The sequence below is a fragment of the Methylobacterium sp. DB0501 genome, assembly GCF_011043735.1.
GTDB classification, from domain to species: domain Bacteria; phylum Pseudomonadota; class Alphaproteobacteria; order Rhizobiales; family Beijerinckiaceae; genus Methylobacterium; species Methylobacterium alsaeris.
This window is the reverse complement of the sequence record NZ_JAAKGV010000003.1, coordinates 42,718-57,865: the sequence shown is the minus strand read 5'-3', so window position 1 is coordinate 57,865 and position 15,148 is coordinate 42,718. Positions and strand designations below refer to the sequence as shown.

At 72.1% G+C, this 15,148-nt stretch carries 15 protein-coding genes; 6 read left to right on the top strand and 9 right to left on the bottom strand.

Features of this window, described 5'->3' with window-relative positions:
• Nucleotides 1-29: 29 nt before the first annotated feature.
• Entirely contained in the window at nucleotides 30-2,132 is a 2,103-nt protein-coding gene (locus G4G93_RS05950) for an acetate--CoA ligase family protein (protein ID WP_165082210.1), read from the bottom strand.
• Nucleotides 2,119-3,336, bottom strand: coding sequence for an ABC transporter substrate-binding protein (locus tag G4G93_RS05945; protein WP_165082208.1), 1,218 nt, complete (start codon nucleotides 3,334-3,336; stop codon nucleotides 2,119-2,121). Before G4G93_RS05945 ends, G4G93_RS05950 begins: the two co-directional genes overlap by 14 nt.
• Nucleotides 3,337-3,462: 126 nt before the next feature.
• Here G4G93_RS05945 and G4G93_RS05940 point away from each other — a divergent pair, with 126 nt between their 5' ends.
• A complete protein-coding gene (locus tag G4G93_RS05940; RefSeq protein ID WP_165082206.1) occupies nucleotides 3,463-4,302 on the top strand; it encodes an IclR family transcriptional regulator in 840 nt (279 codons plus the stop codon).
• Between the two features lie 85 nt (nucleotides 4,303-4,387).
• Nucleotides 4,388-4,630, top strand: coding sequence for a hypothetical protein (locus G4G93_RS05935; RefSeq protein ID WP_165082204.1), 243 nt, complete (start codon nucleotides 4,388-4,390; stop codon nucleotides 4,628-4,630).
• A gap of 31 nt (nucleotides 4,631-4,661) precedes the next feature.
• On the opposite strand, the gene G4G93_RS05930 is transcribed toward G4G93_RS05935, so the two are convergent.
• The 4 genes from G4G93_RS05930 to G4G93_RS05915 form a co-directional block, all read right to left on the bottom strand.
• Entirely contained in the window at nucleotides 4,662-5,660 is a 999-nt protein-coding gene (locus tag G4G93_RS05930; protein WP_165082202.1) for an aldo/keto reductase, read from the bottom strand.
• A gap of 254 nt (nucleotides 5,661-5,914) precedes the next feature.
• Nucleotides 5,915-6,847, bottom strand: coding sequence for an ABC transporter substrate-binding protein (locus G4G93_RS05925; protein ID WP_165082200.1), 933 nt, complete (start codon nucleotides 6,845-6,847; stop codon nucleotides 5,915-5,917).
• Between the two features lie 50 nt (nucleotides 6,848-6,897).
• A complete protein-coding gene (locus G4G93_RS05920; RefSeq protein ID WP_165082198.1) occupies nucleotides 6,898-7,929 on the bottom strand; it encodes an ABC transporter permease in 1,032 nt (343 codons plus the stop codon).
• A 1-nt stretch (nucleotide 7,930) separates the two neighbouring features.
• Nucleotides 7,931-9,451, bottom strand: a complete 1,521-nt coding sequence (locus tag G4G93_RS05915; RefSeq protein WP_395413709.1) for a sugar ABC transporter ATP-binding protein — start codon at nucleotides 9,449-9,451, stop codon at nucleotides 7,931-7,933.
• Nucleotides 9,452-9,674: 223 nt separating this feature from the next.
• Here G4G93_RS05915 and G4G93_RS05910 point away from each other — a divergent pair, with 223 nt between their 5' ends.
• Nucleotides 9,675-10,364, top strand: coding sequence for a FadR/GntR family transcriptional regulator (locus G4G93_RS05910; RefSeq protein ID WP_165082196.1), 690 nt, complete (start codon nucleotides 9,675-9,677; stop codon nucleotides 10,362-10,364).
• A gap of 538 nt (nucleotides 10,365-10,902) precedes the next feature.
• Here G4G93_RS05910 and G4G93_RS05905 read toward each other — a convergent pair.
• Both G4G93_RS05905 and G4G93_RS05900 read right to left on the bottom strand, forming a co-directional pair.
• Nucleotides 10,903-11,145, bottom strand: a complete 243-nt coding sequence (locus G4G93_RS05905) for a hypothetical protein (RefSeq protein WP_165082194.1) — start codon at nucleotides 11,143-11,145, stop codon at nucleotides 10,903-10,905.
• A 261-nt stretch (nucleotides 11,146-11,406) separates the two neighbouring features.
• Nucleotides 11,407-11,643 carry a hypothetical protein gene (locus G4G93_RS05900; RefSeq protein ID WP_165082192.1) on the bottom strand — a complete coding sequence of 79 codons (237 nt, stop codon included), beginning with the start codon at nucleotides 11,641-11,643 and terminating at the stop codon, nucleotides 11,407-11,409.
• A gap of 184 nt (nucleotides 11,644-11,827) precedes the next feature.
• Here G4G93_RS05900 and G4G93_RS05895 point away from each other — a divergent pair, with 184 nt between their 5' ends.
• Nucleotides 11,828-12,763 (top strand): oxidoreductase, encoded by a 936-nt coding sequence (locus G4G93_RS05895; RefSeq protein WP_165082190.1) that lies wholly within the window; start codon nucleotides 11,828-11,830, stop codon nucleotides 12,761-12,763.
• A 23-nt stretch (nucleotides 12,764-12,786) separates the two neighbouring features.
• Here the strand turns inward: G4G93_RS05895 and G4G93_RS05890 are convergent, their stop codons facing one another.
• Nucleotides 12,787-13,218, bottom strand: coding sequence for a hypothetical protein (locus G4G93_RS05890; protein WP_165082188.1), 432 nt, complete (start codon nucleotides 13,216-13,218; stop codon nucleotides 12,787-12,789).
• A gap of 264 nt (nucleotides 13,219-13,482) precedes the next feature.
• Between G4G93_RS05890 and G4G93_RS05885 the strand changes: the two genes are divergently transcribed.
• Together G4G93_RS05885 and G4G93_RS05880 are read left to right on the top strand one after the other, a co-directional pair.
• On the top strand, nucleotides 13,483-13,701 hold the full coding sequence (locus G4G93_RS05885) for a hypothetical protein (RefSeq protein WP_165082099.1): 219 nt from the start codon (nucleotides 13,483-13,485) through the stop codon (nucleotides 13,699-13,701).
• A 183-nt stretch (nucleotides 13,702-13,884) separates the two neighbouring features.
• Entirely contained in the window at nucleotides 13,885-15,138 is a 1,254-nt protein-coding gene (locus G4G93_RS05880) for a DUF2254 domain-containing protein (RefSeq protein ID WP_165082186.1), read from the top strand.
• Nucleotides 15,139-15,148 lie beyond the last annotated feature (10 nt).

Genomic DNA, 15,148 nt, shown 5'->3' with positions numbered 1-15,148 from the left:
CGCCCCGAACCCGCTCGCCCGATTCCTCATCACCCCGCCTCCCCCACCTCGATCACCGCATCCGCCGCGAAGGCGCCCTCCGGCAGGGCGAAGACCGGGTTGAGGTCGATGGATCGCAGGCGCGGCCCCGCCGCCGCGGCGAGGACCGACAGGCGCGACAGCATCCGGGCGAGGCCTGCGACATCGCAAGGAGGCCGGCCCCGGGCGCCGAGGAGCAGGGGCGCCGCCTTGATCGAGCGGATCATCGCCTCGGCGACGTCCTCGTCGAACGGGCAGCGCCGGAACACCACGTCGCGCATCACCTCCACGAAGACCCCGCCGAGGCCGACCATCGCCACCGGGCCGAAGACCGGATCCTGCTGGATGCCGAGGATGCACTCGACCGCGCCCTTGACCTGGCGGGCCACGAGCACGCCCTCGATCCGGGCCGAAGGGGCGTGGCGGGCCGCCCGCTCCAGGAGGGTGGCATGGCCGCGCCGGACCGCCTCGGCGTCGGCGACGTCGAGGAGCACGCCGCCGATCTCGGTCTTGTGCAGGATGTCCGGCGACAGGATCTTCATCACGACCGGGAAGCCGAAGGACTCGGCCGCCGCGACCGCGGCCGCCTCATCGGTGCACGCGGCCTCCGGCACCGTTGCGATGCCGGCCGCGGCGAGCAGGCGCTTGGCCTCGGCCTCGCTCGGGGTCGTCTCGGGCAGTGCCACCGCCGCCCTTGCCGGGGGCACGATCGGCTCGGGGGCCGCGAAGCTGGCCCCGAGGCGCCCCATCGCCTCGAGGGCGACCACCGCCCGGGCCGGGTCCTCGTAGAGCAGGTAGCCGTCGGCCTCGTACTCCCGGTTGCGCTCCGCCGAGGCCAGGACCGAGAGGGCGTAGAGCCGGTCGGGGTGGCGCGCCTTGACGGCGTTGAGCTGGGCGCGAATCGCCGGGGCCATGCTGGGGGCGCCGCCGATCTGGGTGAAGAAGGCGAGGATCGAGGAATAGCCGCCGTCGGCGATCATCGATTCGGTGAAGCGGCCGATCAGCGACAGGTCGTTGAAGGCCTGCGCGGTGCAATCGACCGGGTTGCGCGGCGACGCGAAGGGCAGGACCGCCTTCAGGCGTCCTTGCGCCTCCTGGGGCATCTCCGGCATCGCGAGGCCCGCCGCCTCGGCGGCGTCCGAGATCAGCACCCCGGCTCCGCCTGAGATGGTGATGACCCCCAGGGTGTTGGGCACCGGATAGATCCGCCGGGTCGCCGCATAGGCGATGTCGATCAGCTCCTCCGTCGAGCGGGCCCGGATCGCGCCGTGCTCGGCCAGCACCGCGGAAAAAATCGCGTCGTTGCCGGCGATCGAGGCGGTGTGCGACTGCGCCGCCGCGCTGCCGATCGCGCTGCGGCCGACCTTCATGACGATCACGGGCTTTCGCGCCCGCCGCGCCTCGGCCAGGGCGGCGGCGAAGGCCGGCCCATCCTTTACGCCCTCGGCATAGGCCATGATGACGTCGAGGTCGTCGTCCCGGGTCATCCAGCCGATCGCGTCGGCGACCGAGAGATCGGCCTCGTTGCCGGTGGTGACCAGCATCGCGGTGCCGATGTTGCGGGTGCGGCAGGCGGCGAAGAGGTGGGTACCGTAGGCACCCGACTGGCTGGCGATGCCGATGCGCCCCGGCAGCGGCAGGCCCCCCTCCAGCGAGGCGGAGAAGATCGGGTAGAAGCCGGCCGCCGCGTTGAACAGGCCGAGGCAGTTCGGCCCGAGGAGCCGTATCCCGTGTCGCCGGGCGGCGGCGACGAGCCGGGCTTGCGCCGCCGCCCCGGCCTCGTCCACCTCGGCGTAGCCCGCCGTGAACATCACGGCGAAACGCGTGCCGCGGGCGCCGAGCTCGTCCACCGCCTGCAGGGCGGCGGCGCCCGGTACCGCGATCACCGCCACGTCCGGCGCCTGCGGCAGGGCGGCGACGGAGGGGTAGCAGGGCAGGCCCTGCACCTCGGCCCGGTTCGGGTTCACCGGCAGGATCGCACCCTGGAAGCCAGCGCGCAGCATGTAGGCGATCGGCCGGCCGCCGATGCGGGTCGGATCGGCCGAGGCGCCGATGATCGCGACCGAGCCGGGGCGGACCAGGGGCGCCAGATCGGTGACGTCAGTTCTTGACATACGGGCACCCGCCTTCGCCGAGCGGCCGGAACGCCTCGTCGCCCGGGACCGTGGCGACCAGCTCGTAGAGGTCCCACTTCCCCTTCGACTGGGACGGCTTCTTGAACCGCATCAGGTACATGTCGTGGACCATGCGGCCGTCGGCCCGCACCTTGCCGCCTTGCGCGAAGAAGTCGTCGACCGGGGTCTCGCGCATCTTCGCCATCACGGCGGCGGAGTCGGTGGTGCCGGCGGCCTGCACCGCCTTGAGGTAATGGGTGAGCGCCGAGGTCACCCCGGCCTGGTAGGCGGTCGGCATCGCCTTGCGCTGGGCGTAGAACCGCTCGGCATAGGCGCGGGTCTCAGGGGTCCGGTCCCAGTAGAAGCTGTCGGTGAACAGCGCCCCCTGCACCACCTCGAGGCCGAGCGAGGCGGAGTCGGTCAGCGTGACCTGGAGCGCCGCCATGATCTTGTCGGAATGCGACAGGCCGAATTCGTGCGCCTGCTTGATGGCGTTGGCGAAATCGCTGCCGGCATTGGCGAGCGCCACCACCTGGGCGGGCGAGGATTGCGCCTGGAGCAGGAAGGACGAGAAGTCGGGATTGTTGAACGGGTGGCGGACCTTGCCGACCACCGTGCCGCCCGCCGCCTCGACCGCCCGGGACGCGTCGCGCTCGAGCGCGTGGCCGAAGGCGTAATCGGCGGTGAGGAAGTACCAGGACTTCGCCCCGCGGGCGACCAGGGCCTTGGCGGTGGAGTTCGACGAGGCGTAGGTGTCGTAGGTCCACTGGATGCTGGTCGGCGAGCACGACTTGCCGGTGAGGTCGGACGAGCCGGCGCCCGAGATCAGGAAGATCTTGTTGCGCTCCCGGGTCACCGCCTGGACCGCCAGGGCGACGGCCGAGTTCACGCCTTCCGCCACCACGTCGACGCCCTTGGTGTCGAGCCAGTTGCGCACGATGGTCGAAGCGATGTCGGGCTTGTTCTGGTGGTCGGCCGAGATGATCTCGATGCGCTTGCCGAGCACCGTCGGGCCGAAATCCTCGACGGCCAGCCGCGCGGCGGCGACCGAGCCCTCGCCGTTGCCCTCGCTGTACTGGCCGCTCATGTCGGTGATGATGCCGATCCGCAGAACGTCGCCGTCGGCCCGCGCCGCGGTCGCGCCCAGAAGCGCCAGCATCGCCCCGGCGCAGCGCGCCGCCAGGGCCCGTCGGGTCCGTGCCATCCTGGTCCTCCCATGATGCCCGGGCCCGTTTCCCGGGCCTCGGACGGAACGTCGTTTTCATTCCGTGGGCTGAACGCTATTCTGGCCCGTAAACGTGCCGATCGGCAAGGGGCAAAGGACCGGGGGGTGGACGTGGCGCAGCAGGCCGAGGGCGACCGGGCGGTGATGGAGGTCGGCCGCGAGGTCGGGGCGGTGACGCAGGCCGCCGCGATCCTGCGGGCGGTGGCCGGCGCCCGCGACGCGCTCGGGGTCACGGCGATCGCGCGGGCCGCGGGCGTCAGCCCCTCGACCACCCTCAACATCCTGCGCACCCTGGTGCACGAGGGCTTCGTCGCCCTGGCGCCGGACACCAAGACCTACCGCCTCGGCCTCGGCCTCCTGGAGGTGGCGCGCCCGCTCCTCAATCGCTCGGACGTGGAACTCCTGCAACCCGGATTGCAGCAGGTCGCGACGGAGTTCGAGGCGACGACGAGCGTCTGGCAGGTGGCCCCCGACGACAAGGCCCTGCTCCTCGGCCGGATCGTCCCGGCGAGCGGCATCCACATCGAGTTCCGCCTCGCCACCCGCATCCCGGCCTATGCCGGCGCCATCGGCCGCGCGGTGGCCGCCGCGAGCCGGAACGCCGGCACCCTGCCCCGCGCCACCCTGCGGGCCCGCTTCGGGGCGATCCGCTGGCACGTGCCGGTGCCGTTCGAGACCTTTTCGACCGAGGTCGAGGCCTGTGCCGAGCGGGGCTACGCCGTCGATATCGGCCACCTGATCCGCGGCGTCACCTCGGTCGCCGCCGCTCTCTGCGACCGCACCGGCCGCCCGCGCCTCGTCGTGGCGGCCCATCTCTTCCAGGGCCAGCTGACGGAGGAGCGGCTGGAGGCGCTGGGGCTCACCCTGCGCGGGCTGGCCGGGACGGCGCAGCCGGCGATGTTCGGGGTGGCGGAGGCGGCGGCGGCGCGGCGCGGGGGGCGGTGAGGGGCACCCTACCCTGCGAACCTTCGCCCTGTCTCGCGGTTGCCCGCCGGGCGACCCGCGCCGCGACCGGAGCAGACGCGACACCATGACCGACGAACGCACCGTGACCACCCGGGACGGCACCGCCTGGACCTGCATCGAGGCGCTGGCCGAGATGCCGGAGGCGGCCAAGGACAAGCTGGCCGGCGAGGGGCGGCGAGCGGTGGTGTGCACGCCCTCCGGCGGCGCGCATTCGGTGCGGCTGACCCTGGACGAGGGGTGGGGCGCGATGCCGGATCCCGCGCTGGCCGCCGCGATCGAGGCGGGGCTCGAGCGCGACGACCGCTGATTTCGGCCCGGAAGCGCCGGGGGGCGGACCGTCAGACCGGCACCGCCTCGTCGATCAGCCCGCGAGCCTTCAGCCGGTTCCAGAACCCCGCCGGGATCGGCGCCTCGAACCAGGCGGCGTTCGCCGCGACCTGGGCGGCGTTGCGGGCCCCGGTCACGACCGTGAGCGCGGCCGGGTGGAGCAGCGGGAATTGCAGGGCGGCCGCCTCGAGCCGCACGCCCTCGTCCTCGCAGGCCGCGCGCAGGGCCTGTGCCCGGGCCGCGATGGCGGGCGGTGCCTCGGCGTAGTTGAAGGTGTTCTGGCCGGCGAGCAGCCCGGAATTGAACGCGCCCGCCACCACGATCCCGATGCCGCGGCGGGCGCAGGTCTCCATCAGGCCGAGGCTGGTCTGCTCCAGGAGCGTGTAGCGGCCGGCCAGCATGCAGAGGTCGAGGTCGGCGGCCTCGATGGCCTCGGCGACGATCTCCCACTCGTTGACGCCGAGGCCGATCGCCCGCACGGCCCCCTCCTCGCGCAGCCGGGTCAGGGCCCGGAAGCCGCCGCCCGTCGTCAGCTGCTCCCAAGCATGGGCGTGGCGGTCGCCGTGGGTGAAGCGGCCGATGTCGTGGACGTAGAGGATGTCGGGATCGAGGATCCCGAGGCGCTGACGGCTCGCCTCGAAGGAGCGCAGCACGCCGTCATGGCTGTAGTCGAAGGTCGGGCGGAACGGCAGCGGGTCGGCATAGCCCTCCTCCATCGGGCCGACGCCCGGATCCGGCACCATCAGGCGGCCGACCTTGGTGCTGACGACGTAGGCCTCGCGGGGCTCGTCGGTGAGCAGGGTGCCGAGGCGGCGCTCCGCGCGGGTGTAACCGTAGAACGGCGCGGTGTCGAAGTAGCGGATGCCCCGGTCCCAGGCCGCCCGGAATGCGCCGGCCGCCTCCGCGAGGCCCATCGCCTGGTAGAGGCCGCCCATCTGCGCGCCGCCGAGCCCGAGGGCGGTGACGGTGAGGCCGGTGCGGGCATGGGTGCGGGGGGTGGCGGGGTGCATGGCGGTCCTCGGGGGGCGAAGGGTCGATCGAAAGGCCGGTGCCGGAGAGACGACGGCCGGCTGTCTCACCCGCCATGTCATCCCGGGGCCGCGAAAGCGGAACCCGGGATCCATGACCGCCGACTCCTCGGGATGAAGCGGATCGCGATCCGTCTCGTCCGGCACCGTCGGCGTTTGTGGATCCCGGCTTCTCGTCTTCGACGAGCCCCGGGATGACGTGGCGGGGATCAGGTTCGTGGATTACCTCGGGATGCTCAGTACAACACGTTCTTCGCCTCGTCCGTCCCGATATTCTCCTTCGTCACCAGCACCACGCCGGTATCGATGAACTTCTCCACCTTCTGCTTGGCCAGCACCTTGGCGATGGTGGCGACACCCAGCTCGCCCATCCGGAACGAGCCCTGGACGACGATCGCCGCCAGCGTGCCGTCCTTGACGAAGTCCTGCAGGTCCTGGTTGCCGTCGAAGCCGACGCCCACGACCTTGTCGGCCCGGCCGGCCTGCTTGAGGGCACGGCCCATGCCGATCGCGGTCGGCTCGTTGGCGCCGAAGAGGCCCTTGAGGTCGGGATTGGCGGCGAGCACGTCGGCGGTCTGGTTGAGGGCCGTCGCCATCTGGGATTGCGAGTAGTACGGCCCGACGATCTGCAATTTCGAGTGCGCCTTGACGTAGTCGGTGAAGCCGCCGACGCGGCCGATCTCCGAGCCGGTGCCGGCGACGTAGGACATCACCGCGATCTTGCCCTCGGGGCCGGTGCGCTCGATCAGCGCCCGGGCGGCGAGCTCCCCGGCCTTGCGGTTGTCGGTGGCGAGGAACGATTGGTAATAGGCCTCCGCCCCCTTCGCGAGCCCGGAATCGAGGATCACGACCGGGATGCGCGCCTCCCAGGCCTTCTTCACCGCCGGGACCAGGGCATCGGGGTCGGAAGGCGCCAGCACGATGCCGGCGACGCGGCGGTTGACCGCGTTCTCCACCATGTTGACCTGGTCGGCGATGGCCGATTCCGCCGCCGGCCCCTGGAAGGTCATGGTGTGACCCTGGACGCCCTTCAGGGCGGTCTCGGCGCCCTTCTGGACGTTCTGCCAGAAGGTCGAGTTCACCGTCTTGACGATCACGGCGATCTCGCCGGCCCGCGCCGGGACGGCGGCGAGGAGGCCGGAGACGAGCAGGGCGGCGAAAGCTTTCATGGGATCCCTCCGAGGTCGGCGCCGGGTTCTCCCGGTCGCGGGTTCAGGCGTCAGCGCCGGTTGCGCAGCTGGTCGATCCAGACGGTCAGCAGGATGACGAGGCCGATGATGATCTGCTGGGTGAAGGCCGAGACCCCGTTCATGTTGAGGCCGTTGCGCAGGATGCCGATCACGAAGGCGCCGATCACCGTGCCGGAGATCGTGCCGATGCCGCCGGCGAGCGAGGTGCCGCCGATGACGGCGCTCGCGATCGCGTCGAGCTCGTACATCACGCCCTCGTTCGGCTGGGCGGTGACGAGGCGGGACATCAGCACGCAGCCGGTGAGCCCGGCGAGCAGCCCCGAGAGCACGTAGGTCAGCGTCACCACCCGGTTCACCGCGACGCCCGACAGCCGCGCCGCCTCGGCGTTGGAGCCGACCGCGTAGACGTGGCGGCCGAGCACCGAGCGCCGGAGCAGGAACGCCACCGCGAGCGCGAGCCCCGCCATCAGCAGCACCGGATAGGGGATGCCGGGAAACAGCACTTCCGGGAAACCGTCGTCGCCGATCCGCACGATGCGCAGGAGCGCGCCGTTGCCGAGCGCGCCGAACGATTCGCCGAGGCCCGACACCGCCCGCGCCCCGGTGATCTGGAGGGCGAGGCCGCGGGCGATCAGCATCATGCCGAGGGTCGCGATGAAGGGCGGCAGCTTGAGCCGGGTGACGACGAGGCCGTTGACGAGGCCGCAGACCCCGCCGACCGCGATCCCGGCCAGCATGGCGAGCGGCACCGGGAGACCTGCCTCCTTGACGCAGAGCGCCGCGACGACGCCGGACAGCGCCAGGACCGAGCCGACCGAGAGGTCGATGCCGCCCGCGATGATCACCACCGTCGCGCCGATGCCCAGCAGCGCGATCGAGGTGACCTGGAGGCCGATGCTCATCCCGTTGCCGAGCGACAGGAAGGCGGGGCTTGTGAGCGAGAACGCCGCCACCAGGGCGACGAGGCTGCCGAGCGCCGCGAATTTCTGGATCAGGTCCTTCTGCCGGTCGGACAGGCGCCCGCGCGGGGCGGCGACGGAGGGGTTCAGGCCGGCCGGCATCTCACCCCTCCCCGCCGAAGCCCGAGGCATAGTGCATGATCTCCTCCTGGTCGGTGCGGGCTGTGTCGAGGATGCGCACGAGCCGGCCGCGGTGGAACACCGCCACGCGGTCGGTCATGCCGAGGATCTCCGGCAGTTCGGAGCTGATCAGCACCACGCCGATGCCGCGGGCGGCGAGCTGGTCCATGATCGTGTAGATCGCGAGCTTCGCGCCGACGTCGATGCCGCGGGTCGGCTCGTCGAACAGCATCACGCGTGCATCGCGAAACAGCCACTTGCCGATGATGATCTTCTGCTGGTTGCCGCCGGACAGCAGCCGCACCGGCTGGCGCAAGGACGGCGTCTTGATGCCGAGCCGGTCGACGTAGCTCCGGGCGGCCGCCGCGTGGCGTCCGGCATCGATCAGCCCGAGGCGGTTCGCCACCGCAGCGAGATTGGCGAGCGTCAGGTTGGCGTCGACCGGCATCTTGACCGCCAGCCCCTGCGCCTTGCGATCCTCCGACAGGTAGGCGAGGCCGGCCGCGATCGCGTCGCGGGGGTCGCGGATCGCGAGAGGCCGGCCGTCGATCGCGACCGTGCCGGATTCGAGCGGATCGGCGCCGAAGATCGCGCGGGCGACCTCGGTGCGCCCGGCTCCCATCAGGCCGGCAAACCCTAAGATCTCGCCGCGGCGCAAGGTGAAGCTCACGTCCCGGAAGGCGCCGGCGCGGGTGAGCCCCGTAGCCTCCAGGATGACGTGGCCGGTCGGGACGGAGGTGCGCTCGGGGAACTTCTCGTCGAGGGCGCGGCCGACCATCCGGGCGACGATCTGGTCGACGCTCGTCGCGGCGAAATCGTCGGTCGAGACGTGGCGGCCGTCGCGCAGGACGGTCACCCGGTCGACGATCTCGCGCATCTCGTCGAGGCGGTGCGAGATGTAGACGATGCCGACGCCCGCCGCCTTGAGGTCGCGGATCACCCGGAACAGCTGCCGGGCCTCCTGCTCGGTCAGGGACGAGGTCGGCTCGTCCATGATGAGCAATTCGGCGTCGAGCGACAGGGCCTTGGCGATCTCGACGAGCTGGCACTGGGCGACCGGCAGGGTGCGCACCGGTGCGTCGGGGTCGATGGCCGCACCGAGCCGGTCGAGGCAGGCCCTGGCCTTGCTCCGCAGGGCACGCCGGTCGATCAGGAACCCGCGGCGCGGCTCGCGGCCGAGGAAGATGTTCTCCGCCACCGTGAGGTGGGCCACCAGGTTCAGCTCCTGGTGGATCATCGCGATGCCGGCGGCCTCGGCTTCCAGCGGCGAGGCGAAGCGGCGCTCGACGCCCTTGTAGACGATGCGGCCGGTGGTCGGGGCGTGGACGCCGCTGATGACCTTCATCAGGGTCGATTTGCCGGCGCCGTTCTCGCCGCAGACGGCGTGGACCTCGCCGCGGCGCAGGTCGAAATCGACGCCCGCCAGCGCCCGCACGCCCGGGAACTCCTTGGCGACCGAAAAGAGCGACAGGAGCGGGCCCGCCGGTGCGCAGCCCGCCTCGATCGCGTGGCCGTCCGGCACGGCCGCGTCGTCACCGCCGTCGAGCACGACAGCAGCCCTCCCCAGGGCGATTCGTTTCGTTCTGGCTGCAATCGTTATCAGGTTCGGCGAATTGGTAAAGCCACTTCGGCGACCTTGCGACAGGCGTGGTACGAGCGCTTGCGGAAACTCGGGACCGGGGGCAGCATCCGCCGGGATAGTGGTCAGGCCAGTTCGGGAGAGGACGATGAGCGCGGGCAGCCCGGTCGAGGGCCGGCTCTACCAGCAGGTGGCCGACCGGATCCGGGCGCTGATCCAGGCCGGGGGCCTCGATGCCGGCGACCGGCTGCCGGCCGAGCGCGACCTGGCCCAGCAGCTCGGCGTCTCGCGCCCGTCCTTGCGCGAGGCGCTGATCGCGCTCGAGATCGACGGCACGGTCGAGATCCGCATGGGGTCGGGCATCTACGTCCAGGCGGCCCGGGGCACCGCCCGCACGGCGCCGGCCGGCGACAGCCCGGAGGAGCTGATGCAGGCTCGCGCGGCACTGGAGGGCGCGGTCGCGGCGCTCGCCGCCGCCCGGGTCACGCCCGAGCACCTGGACGCCCTGCGCCGGGCCCTCGACCGCATGGGGGCCGACATCGCGGAAGGGCGCGCCCCCCTCGACAGCGACCGGGCCTTCCACCTGACGCTCGCCGGGCAGACCGGCAACGGCGTCCTCGCCCGCCTCGTCGCCGGCCTGTTCGACGCCCGCCACAGCCCGATCGCGGCCCGCCTGCGCAGCCGCTTCGATTCCCCCGCCACCTGGGCGCTGGCGCTGGCCGAGCACGAGGCGGTGCTGGCGGCGCTCGAAGCCCGCGACCCGCTGCGGGCGCAGGCGGCGATGCACGCGCATCTGGAGCAATCGACCCGGCGGTGGCTGGAGGGGGAGCCGCGGTGAGGGCGGCGCGGTTGCCGGCCCGCGAAGGCAAGTCGAGCCGGCGGATCTCCTGACCTCCGCGGCATCCCGGAGCTCGGGGCAGACGAGACACCGGGATCCGTAACCGCTGACGGGGCAGAAGCGGGCGATCGGCGTCCCGCATGGTCCTGAATCGTCGGCGGTCATGGATCCCCGGGTTCCGGGACGCGGCCCCAGGACGACGTGGAGGATCCGACTCGGACGATCAGAGACGATCCGGTGCCGTACCTACGCCCCCGGCAAGTAGCCCGCCGCCCGCAACGCCGCCTCGACCTCGTCGCAGAGGGCCCCCTCGGGGTCGTCGTTCACGGCGGGCGCCGCCGCCGTCGCCACGTCGTTGGAGGCGGCGCGGTTTCGTGGACCTGGGCGAGCGCTTCAAGCCATGCAGCCAGATCGGCCGGGATCTCGGCATCACCGGAAGCCCACCGGCGAACCATACGGTCGTCGCACTCCAGGACCTCTGCCAGGCCCCGCTGTGACCAGCGGAGCAAGGTGAGGCATTCGCGGAAGCGGTCTGGGATCATGTAATCAGTTTGATGAAGGCGGCTCCAGCTCCGAAGAAGGCGGCGCCGGCGGCCATACTCGCAACGACAATCTGCCAGGGGGCAAGGGCGCGGTCGCGTTCCAGCTTGGCCGCCTCGGCTTGAAGCTTGGACTGTTCAGCCATCAGCTTGCGCTGTTCGGCAATAAATTTTTGCGTCTCTTCGTTCGACCGAAGAACGCGGGCAACCTGTTCGGCGATGTCAAGCGAAGCATCGGCCATCTCGGAATTCCCTAGGTCCGGGCCGGGGAGACCCTCAGCCATGTCCGCAATATGCGGAAAAACAAAATACCGTCAAGAGCGCATTCCTCCGAACTCCTGCTCAGCAGCGCGAGCGGCAAAAGCGCTGATATGGAATGAGCTTGCGGGCTGGCGAAGTCAAAAAAGACTTGGCCACATGGATCTCTCGGCGCTCGTTTCCTCAACCGTCGCAGATGAAAAGCCGGGATGACGCGGAGGATCAGAGACGATCCGGTGCCGTACCTATGCCCCCGGCAAGTAGCCCGCCGCCCGCAACGCCGCCTCGACCTCCTCGCACAGGGACCCCTCGGGGTCGTCGTTCACGGCGGGCGGCGGCGTCAGCGGCACCATCGGGGGGAAATGGGCGACCGCCTCCGGCGGGGCGGCCAGCACGGCCTCCTCCGGGGCCGTTCCCTCGGGAACCGCCTCGCCGCCCTCGGGCGTGCGCTGACGGAGAGTGGAGATCAGCCGAGCGATCATGCAGGTCCCCCCTCACGTCCCCGAGCCCGTCGCGGGCGCGCCGTACGATCTATGCGTGCGCCCTCGCGCAAGACAAGCGTGCAAGAAACGTGCAGGCGACCGGTTTCGATCCGTCCGCCCCTTCCGCCGCGCCTCCGCGGCCCCATCTCGGGTCTCGCCCGACGATCGCCCGAGGAGCCGGCGGATGCCTTGGACCACAGCCCTGATCCCGCCTCAAGGGGGGCGCCGCGCCCTCGTCACGGGCGGGACGAGCGGGATCGGCTACGAGGCGGCGCTCGCGCTGGCCGGCGCGGGGGCCGAGATCGTGCTCGCGGCCCGGGACACGGGCAAGGCGGAGGACAAGGCCGCGGCGATCCGCCGGGCGCATCCGGCGGCACGGATCGAGATCCGCGAGCTCGACACCGCCCGCCTCGCCTCGGTGCGGGCCTTCGCGGCGGCGTGGGCCAGGGAGGGGCGGCCGGTCGACATCCTGCTCCTCAATGCCGGCATCGCCGCGGTGCCGCGGCGCGAGGAGACGGAGGACGGGTTCGAGCGCCAGCTCGCCACCAACTATCTCGGCCACTTCGCCCTGACCGGGCTGCTGCTGCCGAGCCTGCGGCGGGAGGCCGGTCAAGCATCGGGGGAAACCCGGGTCGTCGCCGTGGCGAGCATCGCGCATCGCTCCGGCCGGATCACCTTCGACGACCTGCAGCGCCGCCGCGCCTACGGGCCGCAATCGGCCTATCGCCAGGCCAAGCTCGCGATGCTGCTCTTCGCCCTCGAACTCGACCGGCGCCTGCGCGACGCCGGCTTGCCGGTCCGGGCGATCGCGGCCCATCCCGGCGTAGCGGCGACCGCCATCGCCCGGCGCGGCGACCGGGCCGGGCCGCTCGCCGCGCGCATCGGCGCCGGCCTGCTCGGGCTCATCGGGCAATCGGCGGCGCGGGGTGCGCTGCCGCTGCTCTACGCCGCAACGGCGCCGGAGGCTGAGGGCGGCGGCTATTACGGCCCGGACGGCCTGTGGGAGATCCGCGGCGATCCGGCGCCGGCCAGGATCGAGCCCCATGCCCGCGACCCCGAGACGGCGGCGCGGCTCTGGGCCGTGTCCGAGGCGCTGACGGGCGTGACCTATCCGCTCTGACCTGCCGGCTCTCGCGGAGGGGCCTACTCGTCGTCCTCGTCGAGGGACGGAGCCGGGACGACGGGCCCGAGGGATTGCGCCGAGGGCGCCACGAGGACGGGCGCCTGCGCTACCTGCGGCCGCGACGGCATCATGCCGGCCGCGAAGGCGACGAAGCCGGCGGCATCGCGCACGTCGTCGGGCTGGCCCGGATCGCGGGAGATCAGTTCGGCCTCGCGCCGCAGGCGCGCGTTGCAGGCGGCGGTCGCCATGCCGCCGCGGGGCGTGCAGGCGTCGTGCCGGGCGCAGGCCGCGTCGAGGGCGTCGATCGGCGGCAGCGGCGCGTTGTTGCCCGGGCCGCAGTAATTGCCGTGGATGAGGAGGGCCGGCGGCCGGCCGGACTGGGCGAGGGCCGGCGCGGCGAAGCCGCAGGCAAGGACGAGGGGGAGGGCCAGATGCCGGATCGGGAGGGTCATCGTCGGCAAGGCCATCGTCGAGAAGCGCATCGGTCTGGTGTCTCTCCATTGCCCCCGGCCAGCCAACGGCACGGCCCAGGCGCAGTTCCCGCCTTGCGTCCAACGGTCCCGCCGTCGCGCCGGCGGACGGGTCGCCCCTGGCGACAGGGTGAACGCCGCGCTCCGCACCGATGCTGGACATCCGGCACGGGTATAGACTCCCGGGACCTTGCCGGACCGGCTCGGCCGCCAATGTTAAGACCGATGATCGCATCCGATTCCGATATGCCCCGATCCGGTGCGTCCCAGGCCGGCGAACCGCCGGAGGGCGGCCCGACCCTCGACGCGGCGAGCCGGGAGCGGCTCGGCCGCTACCTCCAGGCCCTGTACGAGCCGGTGCTCGACGAGGGACTCGACCCCCGCCTCGCCGAGCTGCTGGGGCAGCTCGACCGCGACCGGGCCGAGCAGGACGGCGGTGCCCCGCCCGAACGGCCGGACCACTGACGGAGGCGCCGGCCGCGCGGGCGGCGGCACCCTGAGCCGACTTGTGCCGGCAGGCCACCGCTTCATCGGCCTAGGCTCTTGTTTCGTCGCAGATTCTTGTCGCAAAACCGGCAACCACCCGTGCGAAATCTGCTTAGGATCCGGTCCGGGGATCGCGGGATCCCGTGGGAGGGGCGAGGGCTCATGAGCCGCTGGGCGTTGGGCCGCTGGGCATGGATCGGACGGCGGGTCCTGCGGCAGATCTGGTTCCGGGCGGCGCTGATCAGCCTGTTCGGCGTCGGCCTCGCGGTCGTCGCGGCCCTGGTCGGGCCGCTCCTGCCGGAAACACTTCACAGCCAGCTCGGGCAGGACGCGGTCGGGACGATCCTGCAGATCATGGCGTCCAGCATGCTGGCGGTGACGACCTTCTCGCTCACCGCGATGGTGAGCGCCTACGGCTCGGCGACCCAGCTCGCGACACCGCGGGCGACGCAGCTCCTGATCGGCGACCCGACCTCGCAGAACGCGCTCTCGACCTTCCTCGGGGCCTTCGTGTTCTCGGTCGTCGGCATCATCGGCCTGCAATCGAGCGCCTACGGCGACAGCGGCCGCGTCGTGTTGTTCTCCGGGACGGTGCTGGTCGTCGCGGTGGTGGTCGTCACGCTCCTGCGCTGGATCGGCCACATCACCGGCTTCGGGCGGATGGGCGACGTGATCGACCGCGTCGAGGAAGCCGCCGCCGAGGCGATGCGGGCCTTCTCCGCCGATCCGCGCCTCGGCGGCCGGCCGGCGGTTCCGGTGCCCGCCGACGCGATGCCGGTCTTCGCCGGCGAGACCGGCTACGTCACCCAGATCGACGTCGCCTCCCTCGGGACGCTCGCGCAGGAGCACGGCCTCGTCCTTCACGTCGCCGCCCTGCCGGGCACCCTGGTCCATCCGACCCGGCCGCTCCTGCACGTCGCCGGCGAGGCGAATGAGGATTTGGCCGGGGGTTTGGTCCACGCCTTCGCGATCGAGCGGCACCGGCGCTTCGACCAGGATCCGCGCCTCGGCCTGATCGCGCTCTCGGAGATCGCGAGCCGCGCGCTGGCGCCGGCCACCAACGACCCCGGCACCGCCATCGAGGTGATGAACGCCCTCCTGCGGGTTCTGCTGCACCTGCCGCCCGACGAGCCGGAGGGCGAGGAGCTGGCCGAGCGGCCCCCGGTCCACGTCCCGCGCCCGACCCTCGACGACATGCTGACCGACGCCTTCCGGCCGCTGATCCGCGAGGGTCTGGCCGAGATCGAGGTCGCGATCCGCCTCGCCAAGACGCTCGACGCCCTGCGCGCCGCGCGGCCCTACGCGGCACCGTCGATCGCCCGCGTGGTCGAACGCCTGGACCGGACCGCCCGCGAGCGGATCACCGATGCGGCCGATCTGTCGGATTACGAGGCGGCCCGGGGACGATCCGGCTGAGAGCCGCCGG